The following is a 23,094-nucleotide window of genomic DNA, read 5'->3' on the forward strand; positions in this document are numbered from 1 at the left end:
TCACCCGCTCAGTTCGATGTCGTCGAAGAGCGATAAAACAGCGAGCAGAGCCAAAAGAAAAACCCCGGTCTTGACCGGGGTTTTGTCATTTCAGCGTCAATCGGCTCAGTTGAACCGGCCCGCCGCATGGGCAAGCATCGTATAGACCTTGCCGGTATCGGAGGTGAGGTAGGATTGTGTCACGGTCCGGTCGCGGTCGGTGCGGGCCACGTCGGCAAGCAGCTTCTCGAAATCGGTGATGTAGCGGTCCACGGCGGTGCGGAATTCCGCTTCCCGCTCATATTTACGCTTGATTTCGTCAAAGGTCGTCTGACCCTTCAGCGTATAGAGGCGACGGGTGAAGACGTCGCGCTCGCCGCGCTGGTAACGCCGCCACAGCTCCACGGAGGCGTCGTGATCGATGGCGCGGGCGATGTCGACCGAGAGCGAGTTCAGCGATTCCACCATGTGGCGCGGATTGCGGGTGTCGGCGGCACGGGTCGGCTGCTGTTCCGCGCCGGCGCGAGGTGCGGACGCCGCTGGCGTTTCCTGCGATGCGCCGCGCAGCAAATCGCTGATCCAGCCGCCGCCTTCTTCGCGGCGTCCGGCCGGAGCACCCGGCTGGGCCGGGGCAGGCGCCTGACGGTTCTCGACCTGACGGTTCTCAAGCGGCAGGGTGCCGCGCAATGCGGCCGGTGCGGGAGCAGGCTGCGGCTGGGCCGGGCGCTGCTGCTGAACCGGAGCCGGGGCTGCCGGTTGCGGACGCGTCTCGACACGGCGCTCGGCCGCCGGCTGGGTTGCGGCGATGGCGCGGGCAACCGGTTCGGAGACTTCCATCTGGTGGGTCGAACGACCAACGAGCTGGGAAATATCCTGCAGGGCCTTGATCTGTTCGGAAACGGCGCGACGCATGGCGGCAGCGCTTTCCTTGGCCTCTTCCGGCAGGTCGAAGGCGCCACGTTTCAGTTCCGCACGGGTCGCATCCAGTTCGCGACGGATATCGTGGCTGGAGCGGCGGATTTCGTCCGTCGCGCCGGCGAAGCGGCTGACGGCTTCTTCCACGGCCTGACGCAGCGTCTCCTTGAGGCTGGCTGCGGCGGCGTTCGATTTTTCCGAGGCGCTGCCGAGAAGATTGTCGACTTCCGAAAGCGAGGATTCGACACCGCCACGCAGGCGGTTGACCAGCTCGTCGGAATATTTCTGCGCGTCGGAGAGCGTGCTTTCAATCGAGCGGCTGGCATCCTGACCGGCGGAGAGCAGAGCGCCCCGCATGGTCTGTGCCGCCGAGCGGGCGCGCTGTTCGGTCTCATCGAGCGAACGGCCGATATCGGAGAAGGAGGCCTGCAGATTGTCGCGCAGATTGCCGGCAACGTTCTGCGAACGCTCCTCGGCCTCGTTGAGCGTGGTTTCCACCACGCCGATGACGTTGCGCATGGCGCTTTCGATTTCCTCGGAACGCTTGACGAGGCCGACGGACAGGCTGCGCAGCGCGTCCTGGCGCTCCTCCAGCGTGCCGACGAGGCTCGACTGTGCGGCATTGAGGAGCTCGGAAGCCTGGCTCAGCACCTTCGAATGTTCCTCGAAACGGCCGACGATGCCGGCAACCTGCGCCAGCGTCTGGCCGGAAATATTCGACAGGCGGTCGATCTTTCCTTCGAGCAGACGGCTGGAGCTGGACACCATGTCGGCGGCCTGCGAGGCGGATTCGGAGAAGCGGGTCGCCGAGGCGTTCAATGCCTCGTCTGCCGCGCCGAAGCCCTGTGCGGCGCGCTCGACAGCGGAGTTGAAGTTGGTTGCCGACTGTTCGACGATTTCCGCCATGCTGTTATGGGTCTGCGACAGCATATCCGTGCTCTGGCGGGTGGCGGCCACCAGCTTGTTGGCCGCATCGCTGCCGGCGCGGGCATATTTGTCGATGCCCTGTTCGACGGCGTCCGCCATGGCCGTATGCGTTTCCGACAGCATGTCGGTGCTCTGGCGGGTGGCTGCGACGAGCTTGCTTGCCGCATCCGTTCCGGCAGCGGCATAATCGCTGATCGCCTGTTCCACCATCCCGACCATGCCGCTGTTACTCTGCGACAGAAGGTCTGCGCTCTGCTGGGCTGCGGAAACGATCTTTTCGGCGGCTTCGCGGCCGATGGTGGCATATTCGTCGACGACAGGCTTGGCTTTCTCCTCGATCAGGCGCGAAAGCTCGGCGGAGCGGCTGGCCAGCATCGAGTTGAGTTCGCGGGTGCGGTTGTCCAGCGCCGAGCGGATGGATTCACCGCGGGCGTCGAGGGCGGATTCGACACCCGTGAGCGTCTCGGAAATGACGCCGACCTGAGAGCGGACGACGGCTTCAGCCTCGGCAACCTTGTTGACGATGATGTTGCCTGCCTCGGAGAAGGTCTGGGCGACGGCGGCGGCCTGACCGGAAAGGCGCGTCTGCGCATCCGAAATGCGGTTGACGATCTCGCCGGAGCGTTCCTCGATGGCCTTGGTGAAGGCCTCGTTCTGCGCCTGCACCTGTTCGGCGAATTCGGAACCGGACTTGGCGAGAAGGGAGGTGGAGCGCACGGCTTCTTCGCCGATGCTCTGGGTGGCGGAGGTGACCGCGCCGCGCAGGCTGACGGCGAGATCGCTCGCCTTGCCTTCAATGGTGCGGTTGACGTTTTCAAGGCCGATGGTCAACGCCCGGTCCATGGTGCCGAGGCGTTCATCGATGCGGGCAGTGCCGGTTTCGAAGGTCTCTGCCAGACGGCTGGTCCGGTTTTCGAACGTGTCCGCGACACGCGTGGTCTGTTCGTCCAGAATGCCGGTGATACGCTCGGCCGCCTCGTCGCTGGCGCGGGCGAACACAGCCGTCTTGTCTTCCAGCGCTTCGGCAAAGCGGCGGCCGGCATCCTCGATCGAGGTGTTTACATTGGCCAGATCGCCGCCGACGCGTGCCTGCAGCGTATCGAGCGAGGTCTCGATACGGGCGCCGGTCTCGTCGAGACGGGTGGTGACATTGCCGATGGAGGTCTCGATTTTCAAGGACAGGGCATCCGTCGCGCCGCCGATTTCGCGGGCGGCTTCGCCGATCTTGACGGCGATGTCGCCGGCGCTGTTGCGCAGGCGCTCTTCCAGCGTCTGCGCGCTGCCGTCGATCGCCTTCTGCAGCGTTTCCTGCTGGGTTTCGAGAGACAGTTCGAGCATGCTGGCGCTGGAGGCGACCGTGGTGCCGATCATCATCGCCTGTTCGGAGAGCATGTCGCCCATCTGGGTCGTGGCGGAGCTGAGCGTCGCGGCAAGATCCGCCTGGCGCTGATCGAGCGCGGTGCGAATATCCTCATGCGATTGCGACAGATTGCTTTCGAGGCGGGACACACCTTCTTCCACCGTCTGGGCAAAACGGGTGCTGCCGTCTTCGACAACGCTTTCGATGCGGTTGGCCGCACCCGAGACGCTCTGCTCGATCAGGCCGCTATTGCGCTCCAGCGATCCGGCAATGCGTTCAGCCTGCGAACCGAGCATGGTTTCGAGCCGCTCATGGCCGCTGGCAAGCGCGTTTTCGAGCGTGAATGCGGTGGCTTCGAGGCGCTGGCCGACACCGGCTGCGGCAAGCGAAAGCGACGATGCTCTGGCATCCATAGCCTCGGCAATACGGTCCTCGACGCCGGAAATCGCCATGTCGAGCGCCATGGTGCGGCTGTCGAGCGCGTCTGCGATGCGCTCCTCCGCACCGGAGACGATGCCCGACAGGGCCGCAGTACGGCTGTCGAGCGCGCCGGCAATGCGGTCTTCGACACCGGAAACGGCATTGTGCAGGGCTATGGTGCGACCGTCGAGAATATCGGCGATCTTTTCCTCGACACCGGAGAAGCTCATGTCGAGCGCCATGGTGCGGCTGTCGAGCACGTCGGTGATCCGCTCTTCCGCGCCGGAAACGACGGTCTTCAGCGACTCGGTTCGGCTGTCGAGCGCCCCGGCGATGCGGGTCTCGGCGCCGGCCACCAGTTCGCCAAGGGCTGCGGTGCGGGTGTCGAGCGCTTCGGTGATTTTTTCTTCCGCGCCGGAGAATGCCATGTCGAGCGCCATGGTACGGCTGTCGAGCGCATCGGCGATGCGTTCTTCAGCACCGGAGACAACGGCGTTGAGGGCTGCGGTGCGGCCGTCCAGCGTTTCCGCGATACGGGTTTCAGCACCGGCGACCACGTCTCCGAAGGTGGCCGTGCGGCTGTCGAGCGCGCCGGCAATCTTTTCCTCAGCACTTGCGACAATGCCGGTGAGGGCAGAGGTGCGGTTGTCGAGCGTCTCGGAAAGTCTTTCCTCGACATTGGCAAAGGTCATGTCGAGCGACAGCGTGCGGCTGTCCATCGTGTCGGCGATGCGTTCCTCGACGCCGGAAATGGCGCTGGAAAGCGCGGCAGTGCGACCATCCAGGGTTTCGGCGATACGGCTCTCCGCGCCGGAGACGACGTCATGCAGGGCAGCCGTGCGGCTTTCCAGCGTGTCGGAAATGCGGTCTTCGATGCCGGAAACCGCGCCGGTGATGGCCGCCGCCCGGGTTTCGAGCGTTTCGGCAAGACGGCGCTCGACATCGGCGACGACGTTGTTGATCGCGGCGGCACGTTCGTCGAGCATGGCGGCGAGACGTTCGGCCGTGCCGGAGACGGAGCCGGTAATCGCCATCGAACGGCTGGCGAGCGCTTCGTCGAAACGGTTCTGGCTGGCCGAAAGCGCGCCGAACAGGGCATTGCTGCGTTCCGCCAGCACGGCGTCGATCTTCTCGTGCGAACTGGTGAAGGCATCGGTGATTTCGGCGGTACGCTGGCCAATTGCGTCGCTGAAGGCCTGCGTCCGGCTTTCAAGGGCGCTTTCCAGCATTTCCTGACCCGTTCCGAGCGCGGTTGCGAGCGCCAGCGATTGATCGGTCATGGTGGTGCCGATGCGCTCCAGACCGGCGCTCAGCATGGTGTCGAGCGCTTCGGAGCCGCCGGCAACGGTCTCGTTGATGCGGGCGAGGCTTTCCATCAGCTTGCTGTCGAGGCTGCCGGCGCGCTGGTCGAAGGCGCTGGCGAACTGCGCGACATGCTCGTCGAAGGCAGAGTTGACCTGGCCGACCGTCGCCTGCATCCGCTCTTCGTAGAGGCCGGAGCGAAGATCGAGATCCATGATCGCATCGTCCGCCGTGCTCTGCAGGCTCTGGCGGAAGGAGAGACCCTTTTCTTCAAGCGTCGTGGACAGCTTGTCGAGAACGGTATCCAGCGAACCGCCGATGATCTGCTGGCCGCGGTCGATATTGCGGTTGAGTTCGAGCGTGCGCGTGGACAGCGTTTCGTTGAGCTGGCGGGTGCGCTCTTCAAGCGCGCTATTGAGGCTTTCCGCACCGCTATCCAGCGTCGATGCATGGATCGCGAAACGCTCGAGCAGGACTTCACCGCGCTCATCCAGCGTCGAGGTGAGGTTGTGCAGGCGCATGTCGAATTCGTTGGACAGCGTCGCGCCGGAGGAACTCAGCGCCTGAAGCAGGTTTTCCGTCTTGGCGGCGATCAGGCTGCCCATCGCTTCGGTCGAGGCGCGCGATTTTTCCAAAAGCGCGGCCGAGCGGGTGTCGATCATCGAGGCGAAAGCCTCGCCGGTCGTGGCGATCCGCATCGAGAGCTCTTCACCGACGATGGAAAGCTCTTCCTTGATCTGTTCCTGGGCGCCGACGATGGAGGAGCGGATGCGCTCGGCGTGATTGACGATGGCGTCACGCTCGGCGGTCAGTTCCTGCACGAGGCTGCGCACGCGCAATTCGTTGTCGGCATAGCTGCGCTCAAGCGCGTTGACCTCGGAATGCACGAGGGTTTCGAGTTCCGTCGCGCGGGCGATTGTCCGCTCGATACCGTCATTCATGGCCGAGACTTCACGGCGAACCGCCTGGCCGACGGACATGATGCGGTCGGACGCGACCGTTTCCGGCTCGGCAAGGCGAAGGGCGACTTCGGCCATGGAGCGGGCGGCGTTGCGCAGATCGCGGGCGCGCGCCATCATGATCGCAAAGGCGAAGAACAGCATGATGGGAACGAGGATGCCGACGACGATAGCCATCAGGCCGGGGATCGCGGTGAGATCGGCCAGCGAGGCGATGTTCCACAGCGCGTTGCCATAAAGAAGATGTGCGATGCCAAGACCGCCGAGCGCCCAGATGACCGACATGATCGTGGCGTTGCGCAGCGCGCCGCCGATGGAGCCGCCTTCCAGCGATTTCAGGATCATGGCCGGGCTGCGCTTGGAGCCGTCATTGGCCGCTTCGAGATTGGGCGATCTGGGCGTCTGTTCTGCGGGCGCGCGGGCGGCCTCGGGAGCAGGGGTCTGTCTGCTTGCTTCCTTCAATCTGGCCTCCGGCTGCTTCGGCGCTGCAGTTTTCCGCGTCTCCGGCTTTTCTTCGAAAGCGCCAAGCTGCAGGGCGTCTTCCAACGCCTGAAATGCAGTCTCGTCGACAGAGTCGCTGATCTTGTTATTCGCCATGCGGTTACGCCTCGTTACACATACGCCCGGCTTCATGCCGTTGACCACTTGCGTTCCGCAAGCGGACTGCCGCCATCATGCCAGCGGAACATTATCCCTTGAAGAGAGAACAATTCCGCCATTTACCAAATCCCGAATTGCTGGTGGTCCAGCTTTCGGGCGAAATTACATCACTGTGCCGCAATAACAAAGCTTGAGCTTAAGCCTCGTGGGAACGGCAGTACCGTAGTGACACATTTAGGTGTTCGAAACAATTAATGCGGATTTGCGGCGGTGGCGAAGTGTCGGCTTTTTAACAGTTTTTAAACCTGAGTTTCACGCTGAACGCCTTGTTTCGCATAAGTTTAACATAAATTAACCATAGCAGAAGATTTTCGCCCGCGTCACGCCGTAATTTAAGCGGATAGCAGCGGCCCGGATGCGTGAATACGACACAGATGTGACACGAAACAGGAAACGGCGAGACAGGAATTTCAGCCATGGCAGCGGTCAGTATTGCTTTCGAAGCTCCCGACAATTGCGGCGGTGCGCCCGCCGCCGGTAAAAAACCGATCGATTTCGATCATCTCGCCCGGCAGACGATGGGCGACAAGGATCTGGAGATCGAAGTGCTGCAACTCTTCAGTCGCAACGCCCGCGCCGCGCTGCATGAAATGGCAGGCGCCGACGACAAGGCCGTCATGGCGACGGCCCATCGTTTGAAGGGGTCTGCGCAGGCCGTCGGCGCCTTGGCGGTTTCCGCGGCCGCAGCCGTGGTGGAGGATAAGGGCAATGACAGCGCGGCGATAGCAAAACTCGCGGCGACCATCGTCGAGGCCGAAAATTTCATCCTCAAGCTCTGCCGCTGAGGCGTAACGCATCAAATTTGTCATTTTGCAAGGCCGGTTGCGTCTGCGCGCCCTTGAAGCGGGTTGCCAAGGCGGACCGGCCTTTCTATGTGTTTAGAACAGTTCTTAGATCACATTTTGGATTTCCGGCATGACAAAACTGACCATCGTTGCCTTTGACGGCACGCCCCATGAACTCGACGTGAGCAATGGCTCCACCGTCATGGAGAATGCGGTGCGCAACTCCATTCCCGGCATCGATGCGGAATGCGGCGGCGCCTGTGCCTGTGCGACCTGTCATGTCTATGTCGACGACGCCTGGGCGGAGCGTGTCGGCGGACCGGAGCCGATGGAAGAGGATATGCTGGACTTCGCCTTCGACGTGCGCCCCACCTCGCGCCTTTCCTGTCAGATCAAGATGAACGACGAGCTCGATGGTCTCGTCGTTCATGTTCCCGAACGTCAGGGCTGAAATCTTTCGTCATTGCTAAACGCAGAAAAAGCCCCGCTCACCTGGTAGCGGGGAGCGGGGCGAGGCGGGTACGCAGCATGCAGGCGAGGGAGGAAACACCTGCGAGCCCTCAAGCGCGCACCGGGAGAACCGGAGACGGTTGCAACCGTCGGACCCGCCGTGGGCCGCAACCATTTCAAACCGTATGAACAAGCTACAATGAGTCTTGCCGGCCGCACCATGACGAGAATTCACGGGTGATATCGGACATGACGTTACGTCATGTCCGATGTTGTTCGTTTGGATTTGGGGGAGGTACGTCCAGCGACCGTCAGCGGCGGTTCTGGCCCTGCTCGAGCCGGTTCTTCAAAAGCCGTGTCATGCGGGCGTCGAAATTTTTCGATTCCACCACATCGAAGCGCAACTGATCGCGGTCGTGTTCGTCCATCACCGTCTGGGTGATCTTGCCGACCATTTCCTGCAACGTCTCGCAGCTTTTCTGCGGGCGAAGCGACGTCAGCTGTCTTTCAAGCGAGCGGGCATGGGTGCGGGCGATTTCCGCGTGGCGCTCCTCGTGGCGCTTGATATCGGCAAGCAGCGTATCCCAGATGAAGGCCAGTTCCGCCGTGGTGCGGCGGCGGTTTTTCCATTGCGGCAGGAGGATGCGGGTATTCAGCACCACTTTGGCCGTTCCGACGCTGCAAAGGCCGTTTTTCTCGACATAGGTGAGCTCGCCGCCGAATTTGATTTCGGTGGCGCCGGGATGGCGCGCGCCGGTATTGCGCGTCAGCGGGCCGTGCCTGGAAAGCTGCTGGTCGAGGTCTGCGGCGGTTTTGCCGCTGATCGAAAAATAGGAATAGGTCTTGCGGACGATGGTTTCGGAAAAAGCCGATCCGGGCACGGAAAGGGCCAATGCACCCGCAAGAGCGGTGCAAAGAGCACGTGATGATTTGGTCATGACCCGGCCTTCCGGTTGAACTTGAAAAAGGTTTGCTGCATAGGCGGAGCGGAACTTATAAGAATTGGCATAACACTCCGTTATTCCCGAAAGGCGCGTGTTACGTGATAACAGCCGGCAGCAACGCGTGGCAAGCGGCCCATGGCCGCTCCCTGAAACTTGATGGGCGTGGCCGTATTATGGCCATCGTCAATGCAACGCCCGATTCCTTTTCCGATGGCGGCCGTTATCTCGCCGTCGATGCAGCTTTTTCCCATGCGCTGACCTGCGTGGAGGAGGGCGCTGACATCATCGATATCGGCGGCGAATCCACCCGGCCGGGTGCGGCCGTAGTAACGGAGGCCGAGGAACAGGACCGGGTGCTTCCCGTCATCGAAAAATTGCGCCGCGAGACGGATGTGCTGATTTCCGTCGATACCTATCGCGCCTCGACAGCGCGGCTGGCGGTCGGGGCGGGCGCACATATCGTCAACGACGTCTTCGGCCTGCAGAAAGATCCGGAGATGGCGGGCGTGGTCGCCGCCACCCGCGCCGGCGTGTGCATCATGCATACCGGCCGCGACCGGCAGAAGCTTGCCGATGTCATCGCCGACCAGTTCGAATTTCTCAATCGCTCGCTTGAGATCGCCGAGGATGCGGGTATTGCCCGTGACGCCGTCGTGCTCGATCCCGGTTTCGGTTTCGCCAAGGACGAGAGCGAAAATGTCGCGCTGATCGCGCGTTTCGGCGAACTTGCCGCTTTCGGCCTGCCGGTTCTCGCCGGTACGTCGCGCAAGCGTTTCATCGGGTCGCTGACGGGCCGGGATGCGGCCCATGAACGCGATATCGGAACGGCTGCGACAACCGCGATCCTGAGGCTTGCCGGCGCTTCGATTTTTCGCGTGCACAATGTCGCCGCAACCCGCGATGCGCTGGCAATCGCCGATGCGGTTCTTGCCAAAACGTCGGCAAAGGCCGATGCGTAGATCAACGAGTGCCGGAATGCCGTGTCCCGAAGATGGTGCGGCTTGCCGGCGAAACAGTCCTGCCATGGAGGCGATGCGATGAGCCGCTATACCATCATCCTGAAAAACTGTTCTTTTTTCGCCCGTCATGGTCTTCTCGAGCAGGAGGAGGTGCTGGGCCAGCGCTTTTTCGTCGATGCCGAGATGGAAGTCGAGGCGGGTGATGCGCTGGAAACCGACGATATCGAAAACACCGTCGATTATGGCGTGGCTTTCGCCGTCATCGAAAAAATTGTCGTCGGCCAGCGCCGTTATCTCATCGAGGCGCTGGCGAACGACATCGCCAAGGCGCTTCGCGCCCGTTATCCGCAGATCGTCTGGCTCAGGATCACGGTACGCAAACCTTCGGCGCCGGTTCCCGGCATTCTCGATTATGCGCAGGTGAGCGTTGAACACCGTGCCTGAAAAGATGACCGTCGCCGCTTTGGGGCTCGGCGGCAATATCGGCGATCCTGCCGCCGCCATGGCAAGGGCACTGCGCGAACTCGATGCGCGTGACGATTGCCGCCTGCTGGCCGTGTCCGACCTTTACCGCACGCCGCCCTGGGGCAAGACGGATCAGGCGGATTTCTTCAATTGCTGCGCTTTGGTCGAAACCTCGCTTTCAGCGCCTGCGCTGCTGCAATTATGCCTCGACATCGAAAAGGGCATGAAGCGGGTGCGCACGGAGCGCTGGGGCCCGCGCACCATCGATATCGATATGCTGACCTACGGGAATGATTCTCTCGTTACGGAAAGCATCGAGGTGCCGCATCCACGCATGACGGAGCGCGCTTTCGTGCTGATGCCGCTTGCCGATATCGCGCCCGACCTTGAGGTAAAGGGCAAGCCCGTGCGGGAATGGCTTCAGCAGGCGGACAAGACGGGCATTGTCAGCGCAAACGAAAAACGGGAGTGGTGGACACTCCCGCTTGGCGATGGCTGAGAAGAGTATGGCTTTTACGGCTTGATCGAACCGACGGCGAGCTGATCGATATCGCGCGCCAGCGTCACGCCGATGACCGGGATCATCTGGTCGGCGACCTTCACCGAAATGGTGATGTTCATCGAATTGTCGTTCGAGACGCGGGCGACCATTGCACCGTTGAGCTTGGCGCGGTTGATGCCGACGACGACCTTGTCGCCGCTGACCTGTCCGGAGGTGATGTCCAGTCCCTTGCCTTCGGCGCCGTCGAGGAATTTGCCCTCGTAAGAGTTGCCCTTCTGGCTGATGACGGCAGACATGGGCTGGCTGAAGACGCCGACGCGGCAAGTGCCGCCAAGCTTGATGCCGGTCTGCTTGTCGTCGAGCGGCTCGCCCGTCAGATCGCAGGTGAACTTCGTGCCCTTGTATTTGCCGGCGACGATTTCGCCCGGGCCTTTCCAGACACCGGCCACGGAGCGGAAGAACACGTCGTCGCGATCGCGCGATGCGGCATGGACGTCAGACATGCCGAAACCGCCGCTGACGGACAATATGGCGGCAAGCCCGCCCACAAGCGAAAAGAAGCGCGAATACATGATACTTTCCCCGGCGAAGATGCCTGTTCGATAGGCTGCAATCTACCGGCGGAATGGTTAATGCTTGGTTTATTTCGCTCTCATTTGCGGCTTCGTTCGTAACCTTTTGAACCGCCCAGGCCCGAGCAATCAGGCTTTTTCACCGGTTTTTCCACCGCTTAAATCGGGTGTGAGGTCGGACATGAAATCGCCGATCCCCGGCCGCTTCACCGCCCTGAACGGCAGCGGACGGCACAGATCCATCGCGGCAATGCCGATTCGCGCCGTCATCAGGCCGTTGATGACGCCTTCGCCGAGTCGCGCCGAGAGTTTCGAGGCAAGACCGTGGCCGAGAACCTGCTGGGCGAGCCCGTCGCCAACGGCGATCGAGCCCGTGACGGCAAGATGGGCGACGACATCGCGCAGGAGCTTCAGCATGCCGAGCGTACCGGGACGGCCGCCATAAAGCTCCGCCATGGCGCGCACCAGACGCGTCACTTCAAACAGCACATAAGCGAGATCGACCACCGCGCGCGGGCTGACGGCGGTGACGACGGAGACGCGCTTGGACGAATTGAGAATGAGGGCGCGGGCCTGCCTGTCGAGCGGAACGAGCAACTCGCGTTCGGCAAGCTCGATCAGATGCGGGCCGTCGATCACATCGTTTTCCGTTTCCTTCAGCGCCGCACGCCCCTTGGCCGTTTCGGCCCGGTGGGAGAGAACGGCATTCAGGCGGGTGACGATGGCGCGTGCGGGTTTCGGGCTCTTGTCGAGGCTCGCCGTCTCGGCGTCGGCCTTCAAGGATTGCACGGCGTTAAGCCGCATGATGCCGAAGACTTCCCGGCCGACGAGGACGAGAACGGCGAAAAGCGCCACAATAAGAGCGGTAGTGGCCGTGTAACCCAGCCAGTCGGAACGGGAGAACAGGTTGCGGATGAGCTGATCCGCCCAGAGCCCGAAGGCGAGCGAGAACAAGACGCCAAGCGCGCCAAGCGCAAGCTTGCCGAAGGAGAAGCGGCTTTTCTTCGGAGACGCCACCGGCAAGGCGGCGGCATCGATCTCCTCAGGCGCCAGAAACGGATCGTCCTCGTCGGGTGTCAGCGAAATTTCGGCGTCGAAGCTGCGCGGCGCGCGTTTCTGTGCGGCAGCCGGTCGTGCCGTCTCTTCGGTTTCGAGCGTGAAAGCGGCCGGGCGGCGCGCCTGCGGATCGTTTTGTGTGGGAAGCTTCATGCGAGCTTGTCTCCGAACAGGAACTGCATGGCGCGGTCGAGCCTGATATGGGGAACGGAAAGCCTGATGCCGCCGCTGCCCGGCTCATCTATGTTCGGCGGACGGAAGCGCACGACATTGACGTCCGGCAGCGACGCCTTGTCGCCATCCCTGTCGATGCTGCGGAAAAGCGGCTCGGGATCTTCAGGCAGATCGCCGGGAAAGATCGCCGTCTTGCGATTGCCGTCGAAGGTCTCGCCATTGATGGTTTCACCGGCCATGGGCGTGCCGACGATGACGGGCAGCTCGTGGCCATCCTGTCGCACACTTGCCTCTCTGGTGGCGCGCACGGAAGCGAGCGCCATGACCTCGATGCCGGCGCCATTCATGCCGATAGTAGTGATGGCGCGGTCCACCAGACGGCGGGTCAGCCGCTCCAGCCGGTCGTGGCTTTCGTGATGCAGGTGATCGGCCTTGGTGGCGGCGATCAGCACCTTGTCGATACGCCGGCCGATCAGCGACGACAGCAGGCTGTTGGTGCCGGGGCGGAAACAGGCAAGCACATCACCCAGCGCCCGCTCCAGATCCTGCACGGCTTCAGGACCGCGATTGACCGCCTGCAACGTGTCGATCAGAACGATCTGCCGGTCGAGACGGGCGAAATGCTCGCGGAAGAAGGGTTTGACCACAATCGATTTATAAGCGTCATAGCGCCGTTCCATCATGGCGCGCAGCGAGCCCTTGGGCGCTTTCTCATCCGTCAGGCCGGGAAGGGGCGCGAAGGTGAGCGCGGGCGATCCTTCCAGATCGCCGGGCATCAGGAAGCGGCCGGGCGGCAGGGTCGAGAGTGACCTCTCGTCGGATTTGCAGGCCTTCAGATAGGCCACGAAACTTTCGGCCAGACGGCGGGCCGTCATCTCGTCGGCCGGTGCGTTGATGTCGAGCGAAGAGGCGATCGCCAGCCATTCCTGCGCCAGTTCGGCGCGGATGCCGCTTCCGGCAAGGGCGACGGTCGCGTCGCTGAACTGTTTATAGTCCTGCGACAGAAGTGGCAGGTCGAGCAGCCATTCGCCGGGATAATCGACAATATCGATGGAAAGCTTGCCGGCCGAAAACCATCGGCCCCAGCCGCTGGCGCTCTGATAATCCAGCGTTATCCTGAGTTCCGAGATCGCCCGTGTCGAATCCGGCCACAGCCGGTCACGCACCAGCGCCTGAATATGATCCTCATATTGAAAACGGGGAATGGCGTCATCCGGCTGCGGCTCCAGCCGCACATTCGAGACGCGTCCGGACCGCATCGCCTCGAACAGCGGCAGCCGGCCGCCATTGAGAAGATTGTGGACGAGGGAAGAGATGAAAACCGTCTTGCCCGCCCGCGAAAGGCCGGTGACGCCAAGCCGCAATGTCGGGTGGGTGAGGTTGCTCGCACGGTCGGCCAGATTATCGAATGCGATAAGCGCGCTGTCTGTCAGGGACGTAAGAGAAGGCGGCAATGGCAGTTTCCTGGCTGTGTTTAACGGTCACGGCTGCAATATAGGAAGGTATGGCTGCCCAAAAAAGAAGCGCTCCAGCGGATTTTCAGCAGGGCGGCTTTGCAAAATTCTTACGAAGGGCCGCAGCGATTATTTGCCCGGCGCGAGAAAATCGACCAGCCGCCAGCTATTTTTACCGTTTGCGGCGCTGTCATCATGGTCGAGAACCGCAAGGCCCGATGTCGGAAAGCCCGAAGGCAGGGCGGCATGCAGCAAATCCTCGCCGATCATCGCTTCCAGCGTCGCCTCCATGGTGGGGTTGTGACCCACCAGCATCACCGATTGCGCCTGCGCCTGCGCGGCGATGAGGGAAAGATAGGTTTCGCTGCGCGCATTATACATCTCATCGACGTAGAAGATGTCTATGCCCTCGTTGAAGGCACGCTGCCAAGCCTGCGTGGTCTGCCGGCAGCGCGCGGCCGTGGATGACAGAAGCAGATCGGGGCGGTAATGCCGGTCGGCGGCAAGGTCGGCGATGACCTCCGCCTCGGCAAAACCGGCTTCGTTCAATCCCCGGTCGAAATCCCGTTCTCCCGGCGCCGCCCAGGCGGCCTTAGCGTGGCGCAGAAGATAAACTCGGCTCGGGGAAGATGCTGTCAAGGGCGGGGACCGGCGTTCGAATGTCAGGGCACGGGTTGAATGCTACAGGATAGGGTTGCAGGACCGCAAGTCCTCTTTCCTGTTGGTAAGTCGCGTTGAAGTGATTGAAGAAGAGTTCGCTTCAATACGAATAAAGGATAAAAATTAGTCATTTAGATGATTTTTGTGTCAGTTTTAAAAATGCCTGAAAACTGATCTGCAGACTTGAATCGGCCACTATCATTGGAGTATACACCGCCGCATTGAGATGTTCTTCGAGGAGAATCGCGTTGAGTGAGAAGATCGATCTTAGCAAATATGTGCTCTCGGAAGACGATGAGTTCATGAATGCCAGCCAGCGGGCTTACTTCCGCGCGAAGCTGGTCGCCTGGAAAAATGACATCCTGAGAGAAGCGCGCGAGACCCTCGGACATCTCGCCGAAGAAAGCGCCAACCACCCCGATCTCGCCGATCGGGCTTCTTCCGAAACGGACCGGGCGATCGAACTTCGCGCTCGCGACCGTCAGCGCAAGCTGATTTCAAAGATCGATGCGGCTCTTCAGCGGATCGAAGACGGCACTTACGGTTACTGTGAGGAAACGGGTGAGCCTATCGGCCTCAAGCGTCTGGACGCCCGCCCGATTGCAACGCTCTCCATCGAGGCGCAGGAGCGTCACGAGCGTCGCGAAAAAGTCTATCGCGACGAATAAGGCGCTGCGGCCGAGAGGCAGGCAAATCGCATGACAAATAATAAGGGCACGGAAATCGCTTCCGTGCCCTTTTTCTATTTCGAATTTCTGGTCGGAAGACCCGCGCGCGTCAGCGGTCGCGGGTCACGGAAAGCTCTCCGAAGATACGCGCCATTTCCTTCTGCATGTCTCCATCCGGTGAAGCACCGGTGACAGGCGGGGAAGCTGGCTGCGGCTTGATCTGCTTTTCCGCGACAGGGACGACGGACGGTTCGTTATCCGCCTCCTTGCTCTTGGCGATTTCCGCCTCGAGGAAGCTTTCGAAATCGCTGGCGAGCTCATCGGAAAATTTCGGCTCGGCATCGTTGGAAGCCACTGCCGGATTTTCAGGCTTGGGCGGGAAAGGTGCGGGCGGCGTTGTCTGTCCCGGCTTCAGGTCGGGAAGAACGCGCTCCCGTGCAGCGTCGAGAAAATCGGCGGCGATGGACTGATCGATCACCGGTTCGCGCGCGGCAAAGACCGGCGGGGCGAATTCCGCAGTCCGTTCTTCCGCCTTTGGCTCGGCGGGTGCCTGTGCAGGGATCGGCGGTGCGACCGGTACCGGAGCCGGCACGACGGGCTCGGCACGCCTGGGTTCCGTTCGGGCCGCCGCCATGTCGAGCGACGCAGCCGCCATCGGCAAGACGGCAGCGACCGGAGCCGTTGCAACCGGTATCGGCGGCGGCGTGGGGCGTGCTGTCTCCCGCTCGGGTGTCGCCTGTCTTGCCGGCGGCGCGGTTTCGCGCGCCGTTACAGGCGTGGGTGCGGGTTGCGGCGGGGTCGATGGGCGTGGCGGAACCTGAGCGGCGGCCGCCGCAACGGGTGCTGGACGCGGGGAGGGCACAGATGCCGGCGGCTCCGGCCGCTGTGCTTGCTTCACGGGTTCTTCAGGCGCGGAAACGGGAGCCGCAGCCGCAACGGGCTGCTGTTGCGGCAGGGCGGGGCGACGTTCCTGCTGGATCGCCGGCTCGGCTCTCTTCTGCTCGCTTTCCTGGCGCGGCAACGCCTTCAATTCCGGCTCCTGCACGTCCCTGACAATGGGGATCGCGCCTATACCGCTTTCGATGACGATATCCGTCGGACCGCCGATCATGACGAGATGCTCGACATTGTCGCGGCGCACCAGCACCAGACGGCGGCGTGCGTCCACGGCCGTTGCATCGAGAACCTGCAGTCGCGGCTGCCGGTTGCGCCCGCCCCGGATGAAGGGGGCAGAACCGCTGCGCCTGCGCAGAAGCCACAGCGCAATCGCCAGAACAAGCAGGGCCACACCCACACCGACGACGGCGACGATGAGACGGTTTCCATAAGCGCCGATAAAATCTTCCATCATGGAGATCATCCCTTCAGATTTTTTGGCTTTTTCGTTTCTTGGGCAATTAATATTGCCGTGGTTCTTATAAAGTGAACGTCAAGCAGGAAAAGACGATTTTTTTGGGCGCGATACAAGGTTTATTCATTTCGCCCCACAGGATTGCCGCCTCAACCGTAACGACGCCACCAAAGCGCCATATCTCGTCCTTCAATGCTGAAAGACAGTGAAGGTTGCAATTCTTTTGCCGAAGGAGCGTTCTGGAATGTCCCGGTCATTGCGCATTAACGGCTCCCTCGCACGGCATTTGATGCGTGTTGTTTTGCTATTGCCACCGTTTTTCGCGTTTCCACATTCGATGGCCTGGGCCGAAGACAAGGTGCCGGATAACGCCGCGACCATGGCGGAGTTCGTGCGCGACAATCCTTCCTGCGTCGATTTCACGGACGGATGCTCGGTTTGCACAGTCGCTGACGGCAAGATCGTCTGTTCCGCGCCGCGCATTCAATGTCAGGTGAAGGAGCTGACCTGTACCAGACCGTAGTCTTTTAAGGCTTTTATACACCTTTCAGGCCGTTTTCGCTGTGCGTTTTTAAGCCTTTGTGTCCTGGCGGAGCTTTTTGCCGGTCAAGCGAGTTGCTACAAGAAATTTTGCTGCCCGATTCCGTCAGGGAAATGGGGCTGACCGAATGACGACCTGCACGACTGCGAGGCCAAGATGACACGGGTGCGCGAGACAAGCGACAACGACCTTCCGCTGGTGGACAGGCGTGCCCGTTCCGGCACGGTCTTGCGTATTCTGCTTCTGGCGCTGGTTCTGATCGCCGCCGCTGCCGCCTTCGTCTATTTCAAGGATTCGCTCGAAAACGAAATCGTGCTTGGCATTCTCGGCGTGCTGGCCATGATGGGTATCTTCTTTCTGGTCTCGTCGATCATCGGCTTCATCGAGGTCATGCCGCAGTCGCAATCCGACGGGCTTGCCCGCCGGTTTCTTTCGGCCCATCCCGAAGGCACGCTGATCACCGATGCCAAGGGGCATATGGTCTATGCCAACGCCACCTATTGCCGGATGAGCGGCACCACCAAGGCGAGCGATATCCAGAGTCTCGAAACGCTCCTGTCGCGCAGCCGGGAATCGACCGAAGCGCTTTACCGGCTCATCAACGTGCTGCGCGAAGGCCGCGACGGCTACGAAGAGTTCCGCTTGCTCAAACCGCTGGGTGAGGATTCCAATACGGGCCCGCACTGGTACAGGCTGAAGGGCCGGGTGCTGAAGGATGCGGGCGGCGAGGGGCTGCATGTCTTCCAGATCGCCGATATCACGCCCGAGCGCGAGGATCAGGAGCGCTTCTTCCGCGAATTGCAGAATGCCATCGATTACCTCGATCACGCCCCGGCCGGTTTCTTTTCCGCCGGGCGCAAGGGCGAGATCGTTTATCTGAACGCCACCCTGTCGGAATGGCTCGGCATCGATCTGGCGCAGTTTTCGCCCGGTTCTATGACCGTTTCCGATATCGTCGCCGGCGAGGGCATGGCGCTGATCGAATCGGTGCATCCGCAGGGCACGGCGAAGCGCACTGAAATCCTCGATCTCGACATGCGACGGGTGAACGGCCAGAGCATGCCGGCCCGCCTCGTGCATCAGGTCACCTCGAAAGATGGCGCGCCCGGCGAGAGCCGCACCATCGTCCTGATGCGCCCAAAGGGGCAGGAGGATACGGAATCCTCCTCCGCCATGCGTTTCACCCGCTTTTTCAACAACACGCCGATGGCGATTGCCTCGCTCGATGGCGAAGGCCGCATCCTGCGGATCAACGCGCCTTTCCTGAAATTGTTCTCCGGCGTTGTCGGACGCGACGATATCGATCGCGGCGTGGCGCTTGAGACGGTTATCCACGACAATGAGAAACCGCGGCTCGAGCAGGCGCTGGCCGAGGCCAAGGACCGTCAGGGCGATATCGCGCCTTTCGATTCCCGCCACCCGAGCGACGAGGGCCGGCATTTCCGCTTCTACGTCAACGCCGTCATCGATCAGGACGATGAAGCTCCGGAAGAGGTGGCTATCGTCTATGCCATAGAGGTGACCGAGCAGAAGGCGCTCGAGACCCAGATGGCGCAGACGCAGAAGATGAATGCCGTTGGCACGCTCGCCGGCGGTATCGCCCACGATTTCAACAATGTGTTGACCGCCATCCTGCTGTCGTCGGACCATCTTCTGCTACAGGCGCGGCCTGCCGATCCGAGCTTCGCCGATCTCATGGAGATCAAGCGCAACGCCAACCGCGCGGCCGTGCTGGTGCGCCAGCTTCTGGCGTTCTCGCGCAAGCAGACCATGCGTCCGGCCATCCTCAACCTGACGGATGTGATCGGCGATCTGCGCATGCTGGTGGACAGGCTGATTTCCGGCACCAATGTCAAGCTGGAGGTCGATTACGGCCGCGATCTGTGGCCGGTGAAGACGGATCTGTCGCAATTCGAGCAGGTGCTCATCAATCTCTGCGTCAATGCACGCGACGCCATGCCCGACGGCGGCAAGATCACCATCAAGACGCGCAACGTCGACGCGAAGGAAATCGCAGCGCTTGGCCGTCCGGAATTCCCGGCCGAGGACATGGTGATGGTGGAAGTTGCCGATAACGGCACGGGTATTCCGCCCGAGATCATGGACAAGATTTTCGAACCCTTCTTCACCACCAAGGAAGTTGGTAAGGGCACCGGCCTTGGCCTGTCGATGGTCTATGGCATCGTCAAGCAGTCGGGCGGTTATATCTATCCCGAATCGGAAGTGGGCAAGGGAACCGCTTTCCGCATCTATCTGCCGCGCCATGTGGTGGAGGCCGCTCAGAGCAACGGGCAGCCCGGCGAGGCGGCGCTTGCTCCGGTCATCGCAGCCGAGCCGGTGAAGGAAGAGCCGCTGGACCTGACCGGCAAATCCGCCGTCGTGCTTCTGGTGGAGGACGAGGAAGCGGTGCGGCGCGGCGGCAAGCGCATGCTGGAAACCCGCGGCTACACCGTGCACGAGGCCGGCTCCGGCACCGAAGCCCTGGAGGTGATGGAGGAACTGGAAGGCAAGGTCGACATCGTCGTTTCCGACGTCGTGATGCCGGAAATGGACGGTCCGTCGCTGCTGAGAGAACTGCGCAAATCCTATCCGGACCTGAAATTCATCTTCGTGTCCGGTTATGCCGAGGATGCCTTCGCAAAGAACCTGCCGGCGGACGCCAAGTTCGGTTTCCTGCCGAAACCCTTCTCGCTCAAACAGCTCGCCATCGCCGTTCGCGAAATGCTTGACGACAAGGAATAAGGCCGGCGGCGGCGAACCGGATTCGGCTGCGCCGCGACCTGTCGCATCCATTTGCATCCGGCCTGAAAAATGCGCCACTACTGCGGGTCCGTGTCTTCCTGCGCCCCGGTTGCCCCCATATCCGCACTTTTCCCGAGGTTTGCCTCTTGGCAAACGCAATAGTGATTGCACCGTTTCGCAAGGGGCTTAAAATCGCGTCTTAACGACCTAGATATGAAGAGGCGAAGTTCTCCCTCCTGGCAAAGAACTGTCGGTTTGAGAACGGTTTGGAGAATGATGAAAGATGATCGCTAGGCCGATCTACATGCAGGGCGAGGGCGAAGGGGAAGACGGCGGCGGCACCAACCGCGGAACGTCTGTTATCACCCGCGTCAAGCCAAAAACAAAAAGACCGAATTTGTACCGTGTTCTTTTACTGAATGACGACTACACTCCCATGGAATTCGTCATCCACATTCTGGAGCGTTTTTTCCAGAAGGATCGCGAAGCGGCAACCCGCATCATGCTGCACGTGCACCAGCACGGCGTGGGCGAATGCGGGGTGTTTACATATGAGGTCGCAGAGACGAAAGTAAGCCAGGTCATGGATTTCGCCCGACAGCACCAGCATCCGCTGCAATGCGTCATGGAAAAGAAATGAGGATCGCAACGTGCCAACTTTTTCCCCAAGTCTCGAGAAGGCGCTGCACCAGGCACTGACCTTTGCAAATGAGCGTCACCACGAATATGCGACGCTGGAACATCTCCTTCTGGCGCTGATCGACGACGCGGATGCCGCAGCCGTGATGGGCGCCTGCAATGTCGATCTCGATGCGCTGCGCAAGACTGTCAGCGATTACGTCGACAATGAACTGACGAACCTCGTCACGGGTTACGACGAGGATTCCAAACCCACATCCGGCTTCCAGCGGGTCATCCAGCGGGCCGTCATCCATGTTCAATCGTCCGGCCGCGAGGAAGTGACCGGCGCGAACGTGCTTGTGGCCATTTTCGCCGAGCGCGAAAGCCACGCCGCCTATTTCCTGCAGGAACAGGAGATGACCCGTTACGACGCGGTCAACTACATCTCCCACGGCATCGGTAAGCGCCCCGGCACGTCGCAGACGCGCACGCCGCGCGGTGCCGATGAACCGGAAAGCGAAAACAAGGCGAGCCGCAGCAATCCCGAGGAAGACGGATCGTCCGCCAAGAAGCAGCAGGATGCGCTGAAGGCCTATTGCATCAACCTCAATGAAAAGGCGAAAAACGGCAAGATCGATCCGCTGATCGGCCGTCACGACGAGGTCAACCGTACGATCCAGATCCTCTGCCGCCGCTCCAAGAACAACCCGCTTTATGTGGGGGATCCGGGCGTGGGCAAGACGGCGATTGCCGAAGGTCTCGCCAAGCGTATCGTCGAAGGCAAGGTGCCGGAAGCGCTCGCCAACGACACCATCTTCTCGCTCGACATGGGCACGCTGCTGGCCGGAACCCGCTATCGCGGCGATTTCGAAGAGCGGCTGAAGCAGGTCGTCAAGGAGCTTGAGGAATATCCGGGCGCGGTTCTGTTCATCGATGAAATCCACACCGTCATCGGTGCGGGCGCGACCTCCGGCGGCGCGATGGATGCATCGAACCTCTTGAAGCCTGCTTTGTCTTCGGGTGCGATCCGTTGCATCGGCTCGACCACCTATAAGGAATATCGGCAATTCTTCGAAAAGGATCGCGCGCTCGTGCGCCGTTTCCAGAAGATCGACGTCAATGAGCCGTCCATCGATGACGCCATCGCGATCATGAAGGGGCTGAAGCCTTATTTCGAGGATTATCATCACCTGAGATATTCCAACGAGGCGATCAAGGCTGCCGTCGAACTGTCGGCCCGCTACATTTCCGACCGCAAGCTGCCGGATAAGGCGATCGACGTGATCGACGAGACCGGTGCGGCGCAGATGCTGCTGCCGGCCTCCAAGCGCCGTAAGCTGATCACCGAGCGGGAAATCGAGGCCACCATCGCGACGATGGCCCGTATTCCCCCGAAGACGGTCTCCAAGGACGACGAGATGGTTCTCGCCAACCTTGAAAAGGAACTGCGTTCCGTCGTCTACGGTCAGGATATCGCCATCGAAGCGCTGGCCACGGCCATCAAGCTGGCACGTGCGGGCCTGCGTGAACCGAACAAGCCGATTGGCTCCTATGTCTTCTCCGGCCCGACGGGCGTCGGCAAGACGGAAGTGGCCAAGCAGCTTGCCGCCTCGCTCGGCGTCGAGATGCTGCGCTTCGACATGTCGGAATATATGGAACGTCATACCGTGTCGCGCCTGCTCGGCGCACCTCCCGGTTATGTCGGCTTCGATCAGGGCGGTCTGCTGACCGACGGCGTCGACCAGCACCCGCATTCCGTGGTGCTGCTGGACGAAATCGAAAAGGCGCATCCGGACATCTACAACATTCTGTTGCAGGTGATGGACCATGGCTCGCTGACCGACCATAACGGCAAGAAGATCGACTTCCGCAACGTCATCCTCATCATGACGACCAATGCGGGCGCATCCGAAATGGCGAAATCCGCCATCGGTTTCGGTTCTTCCCGGCGCACGGGCGAGGATGAAGAGGCAATCAACCGTCTGTTCACCCCGGAATTCCGCAACCGTCTGGATGCGATCATTCCGTTCTCGCCGCTGCCGACTGCCGTCATCCACAAGGTGGTGCAGAAGTTCGTCATGCAGCTGGAAACCCAGCTGTCTGAGCGCAACGTCACCTTCGATCTGCATGAAGATGCGATCTCCTGGCTGGCGGAGAAGGGTTACGACGAGAAGATGGGCGCCCGCCCGCTGTCGCGCGTGATCCAGGAAAACATCAAGAAGCCGCTCGCCAATGAAATCCTCTTCGGCAAGCTCAAGAAGGGCGGCGTCGTCAGCGTCACCGTCGGCAAGAAGGATGACGGCTCCGAAGGTCTCATACTCGAGGTCCTGCCGGAGACGGCACCCGTGAAGCCGCAGCCGGAGGCCGAACTGAAGGCGGCCAAATCGCCCGGCAAGGCAAAGGCCAAGACGAAACCTGCTTCCAAGGCGGCGAAGGCCAATGAAGAGGCGGATGTCCTTGTTGCCGAGGCCGACAAGTCGGACGAGGACAGCAAGCCGCGGCGCAAGACCAATGCGGTGCCGAAAGTGCCGAAGAAGAAATGATCAAGGTCTTCGACCGATAAACCGATGCCGGGCGAAAGCCCGGCATTTTCATGTATGAAGCGCGTCGCGTTTTCCCTGATACCTC

17 protein-coding genes are annotated in these 23,094 nt (G+C 61.3%); 10 read left to right on the top strand and 7 right to left on the bottom strand.

Annotated features, from left to right (window positions below; all coding sequences use genetic code 11):
- Positions 1–105: 105 nt before the first annotated feature.
- On the bottom strand, positions 106–6,459 hold the full coding sequence (locus tag ACQZ60_RS06615) for an apolipoprotein A-IV repeat region-like domain-containing protein (RefSeq protein WP_035260837.1): 6,354 nt from the start codon (positions 6,457–6,459) through the stop codon (positions 106–108).
- A 479-nt stretch (positions 6,460–6,938) separates the two neighbouring features.
- Between ACQZ60_RS06615 and ACQZ60_RS06620 the strand changes: the two genes are divergently transcribed.
- Together ACQZ60_RS06620 and ACQZ60_RS06625 are read left to right on the top strand one after the other, a co-directional pair.
- A complete protein-coding gene (locus tag ACQZ60_RS06620) occupies positions 6,939–7,307 on the top strand; it encodes an Hpt domain-containing protein (RefSeq protein WP_448734941.1) in 369 nt (122 codons plus the stop codon).
- 130 nt (positions 7,308–7,437) lie between these two features.
- Positions 7,438–7,758, top strand: a complete 321-nt coding sequence (locus ACQZ60_RS06625) for a 2Fe-2S iron-sulfur cluster-binding protein (protein ID WP_003502527.1) — start codon at positions 7,438–7,440, stop codon at positions 7,756–7,758.
- A 310-nt stretch (positions 7,759–8,068) separates the two neighbouring features.
- Here the strand turns inward: ACQZ60_RS06625 and ACQZ60_RS06630 are convergent, their stop codons facing one another.
- Positions 8,069–8,695, bottom strand: coding sequence for a DUF922 domain-containing Zn-dependent protease (locus ACQZ60_RS06630; RefSeq protein WP_448734942.1), 627 nt, complete (start codon positions 8,693–8,695; stop codon positions 8,069–8,071).
- A 179-nt stretch (positions 8,696–8,874) separates the two neighbouring features.
- On the opposite strand from ACQZ60_RS06630, the gene folP reads away from it, so the two are divergent.
- From folP to folK, 3 genes are all read left to right on the top strand, one after another.
- Positions 8,875–9,660 (top strand): dihydropteroate synthase, encoded by a 786-nt coding sequence (gene folP, locus ACQZ60_RS06635; RefSeq protein ID WP_448734943.1) that lies wholly within the window; start codon positions 8,875–8,877, stop codon positions 9,658–9,660.
- Between the two features lie 78 nt (positions 9,661–9,738).
- A complete protein-coding gene (folB, locus tag ACQZ60_RS06640; RefSeq protein ID WP_003502532.1) occupies positions 9,739–10,104 on the top strand; it encodes a dihydroneopterin aldolase in 366 nt (121 codons plus the stop codon).
- Positions 10,105–10,108: 4 nt separating this feature from the next.
- The gene (gene folK / locus ACQZ60_RS06645; protein ID WP_448735321.1) at positions 10,109–10,624 is read left to right on the top strand and encodes a 2-amino-4-hydroxy-6-hydroxymethyldihydropteridine diphosphokinase; all 516 of its coding nucleotides are present in this window, start codon (positions 10,109–10,111) and stop codon (positions 10,622–10,624) included.
- Positions 10,625–10,638: 14 nt separating this feature from the next.
- On the opposite strand, the gene ACQZ60_RS06650 is transcribed toward folK, so the two are convergent.
- The 4 genes from ACQZ60_RS06650 to ACQZ60_RS06665 form a co-directional block, all read right to left on the bottom strand.
- On the bottom strand, positions 10,639–11,199 hold the full coding sequence (locus ACQZ60_RS06650; protein ID WP_003521427.1) for a hypothetical protein: 561 nt from the start codon (positions 11,197–11,199) through the stop codon (positions 10,639–10,641).
- Between the two features lie 129 nt (positions 11,200–11,328).
- Complete coding sequence (locus ACQZ60_RS06655) at positions 11,329–12,408, bottom strand: YcjF family protein (protein ID WP_269830856.1); 1,080 nt, start codon at positions 12,406–12,408, stop codon at positions 11,329–11,331.
- The gene (locus tag ACQZ60_RS06660) at positions 12,405–13,883 is read right to left on the bottom strand and encodes a YcjX family protein (RefSeq protein WP_448734944.1); all 1,479 of its coding nucleotides are present in this window, start codon (positions 13,881–13,883) and stop codon (positions 12,405–12,407) included. The genes ACQZ60_RS06655 and ACQZ60_RS06660 overlap by 4 nt, the downstream gene beginning before the upstream one ends.
- Positions 13,884–14,012: 129 nt before the next feature.
- Positions 14,013–14,489, bottom strand: coding sequence for a SixA phosphatase family protein (locus ACQZ60_RS06665; RefSeq protein ID WP_059753198.1), 477 nt, complete (start codon positions 14,487–14,489; stop codon positions 14,013–14,015).
- Positions 14,490–14,791: 302 nt separating this feature from the next.
- On the opposite strand from ACQZ60_RS06665, the gene dksA reads away from it, so the two are divergent.
- Positions 14,792–15,211, top strand: a complete 420-nt coding sequence (dksA, locus tag ACQZ60_RS06670) for an RNA polymerase-binding protein DksA (protein ID WP_003496274.1) — start codon at positions 14,792–14,794, stop codon at positions 15,209–15,211.
- 109 nt (positions 15,212–15,320) lie between these two features.
- On the opposite strand, the gene ACQZ60_RS06675 is transcribed toward dksA, so the two are convergent.
- Positions 15,321–16,571 (bottom strand): flagellar biosynthetic protein FliO, encoded by a 1,251-nt coding sequence (locus tag ACQZ60_RS06675; protein WP_448734945.1) that lies wholly within the window; start codon positions 16,569–16,571, stop codon positions 15,321–15,323.
- A 235-nt stretch (positions 16,572–16,806) separates the two neighbouring features.
- Between ACQZ60_RS06675 and ACQZ60_RS06680 the strand changes: the two genes are divergently transcribed.
- The 4 genes from ACQZ60_RS06680 (at position 16,807) to clpA (ending at position 23,009) form a co-directional block, all read left to right on the top strand.
- On the top strand, positions 16,807–17,085 hold the full coding sequence (locus ACQZ60_RS06680) for a hypothetical protein (protein ID WP_448734946.1): 279 nt from the start codon (positions 16,807–16,809) through the stop codon (positions 17,083–17,085).
- Positions 17,086–17,259: 174 nt separating this feature from the next.
- Complete coding sequence (gene cckA / locus ACQZ60_RS06685) at positions 17,260–19,845, top strand: cell cycle histidine kinase CckA (RefSeq protein WP_448734947.1); 2,586 nt, start codon at positions 17,260–17,262, stop codon at positions 19,843–19,845.
- A 283-nt stretch (positions 19,846–20,128) separates the two neighbouring features.
- Positions 20,129–20,485: an ATP-dependent Clp protease adapter ClpS gene (gene clpS / locus ACQZ60_RS06690; protein WP_003521420.1), complete on the top strand. Its 357-nt coding sequence runs from the start codon at positions 20,129–20,131 to the stop codon at positions 20,483–20,485.
- A gap of 10 nt (positions 20,486–20,495) precedes the next feature.
- Entirely contained in the window at positions 20,496–23,009 is a 2,514-nt protein-coding gene (gene clpA, locus ACQZ60_RS06695; protein ID WP_003521419.1) for an ATP-dependent Clp protease ATP-binding subunit ClpA, read from the top strand.
- The last annotated feature ends 85 nt before the right edge of the window (positions 23,010–23,094 follow it).

The sequence above is a fragment of the Agrobacterium sp. 22-223-1 genome, from assembly GCF_053522385.1.

Excerpts from the sequence above, each read along its gene's own strand:
- ACQZ60_RS06615 (WP_035260837.1), bottom strand. The coding sequence starts at position 6,459 with ATGGCGAATAACAAGATCAGCGACTCTGTCGACGAGACTGCATTTCAG.
- ACQZ60_RS06620 (WP_448734941.1), top strand. The coding sequence starts at position 6,939 with ATGGCAGCGGTCAGTATTGCTTTCGAAGCTCCCGACAATTGCGGCGGT.
- ACQZ60_RS06625 (WP_003502527.1), top strand. The coding sequence starts at position 7,438 with ATGACAAAACTGACCATCGTTGCCTTTGACGGCACGCCCCATGAACTC.
- ACQZ60_RS06630 (WP_448734942.1), bottom strand. The coding sequence starts at position 8,695 with ATGACCAAATCATCACGTGCTCTTTGCACCGCTCTTGCGGGTGCATTG.
- folP (WP_448734943.1), top strand. The coding sequence starts at position 8,875 with ATGGCCATCGTCAATGCAACGCCCGATTCCTTTTCCGATGGCGGCCGT.
- folB (WP_003502532.1), top strand. The coding sequence starts at position 9,739 with ATGAGCCGCTATACCATCATCCTGAAAAACTGTTCTTTTTTCGCCCGT.
- folK (WP_448735321.1), top strand. The coding sequence starts at position 10,109 with ATGACCGTCGCCGCTTTGGGGCTCGGCGGCAATATCGGCGATCCTGCC.
- ACQZ60_RS06650 (WP_003521427.1), bottom strand. The coding sequence starts at position 11,199 with ATGTATTCGCGCTTCTTTTCGCTTGTGGGCGGGCTTGCCGCCATATTG.
- ACQZ60_RS06655 (WP_269830856.1), bottom strand. The coding sequence starts at position 12,408 with ATGAAGCTTCCCACACAAAACGATCCGCAGGCGCGCCGCCCGGCCGCT.
- ACQZ60_RS06675 (WP_448734945.1), bottom strand. The coding sequence starts at position 16,571 with ATGATCTCCATGATGGAAGATTTTATCGGCGCTTATGGAAACCGTCTC.
- ACQZ60_RS06680 (WP_448734946.1), top strand. The coding sequence starts at position 16,807 with ATGTCCCGGTCATTGCGCATTAACGGCTCCCTCGCACGGCATTTGATG.
- cckA (WP_448734947.1), top strand. The coding sequence starts at position 17,260 with ATGACACGGGTGCGCGAGACAAGCGACAACGACCTTCCGCTGGTGGAC.
- clpS (WP_003521420.1), top strand. The coding sequence starts at position 20,129 with ATGATCGCTAGGCCGATCTACATGCAGGGCGAGGGCGAAGGGGAAGAC.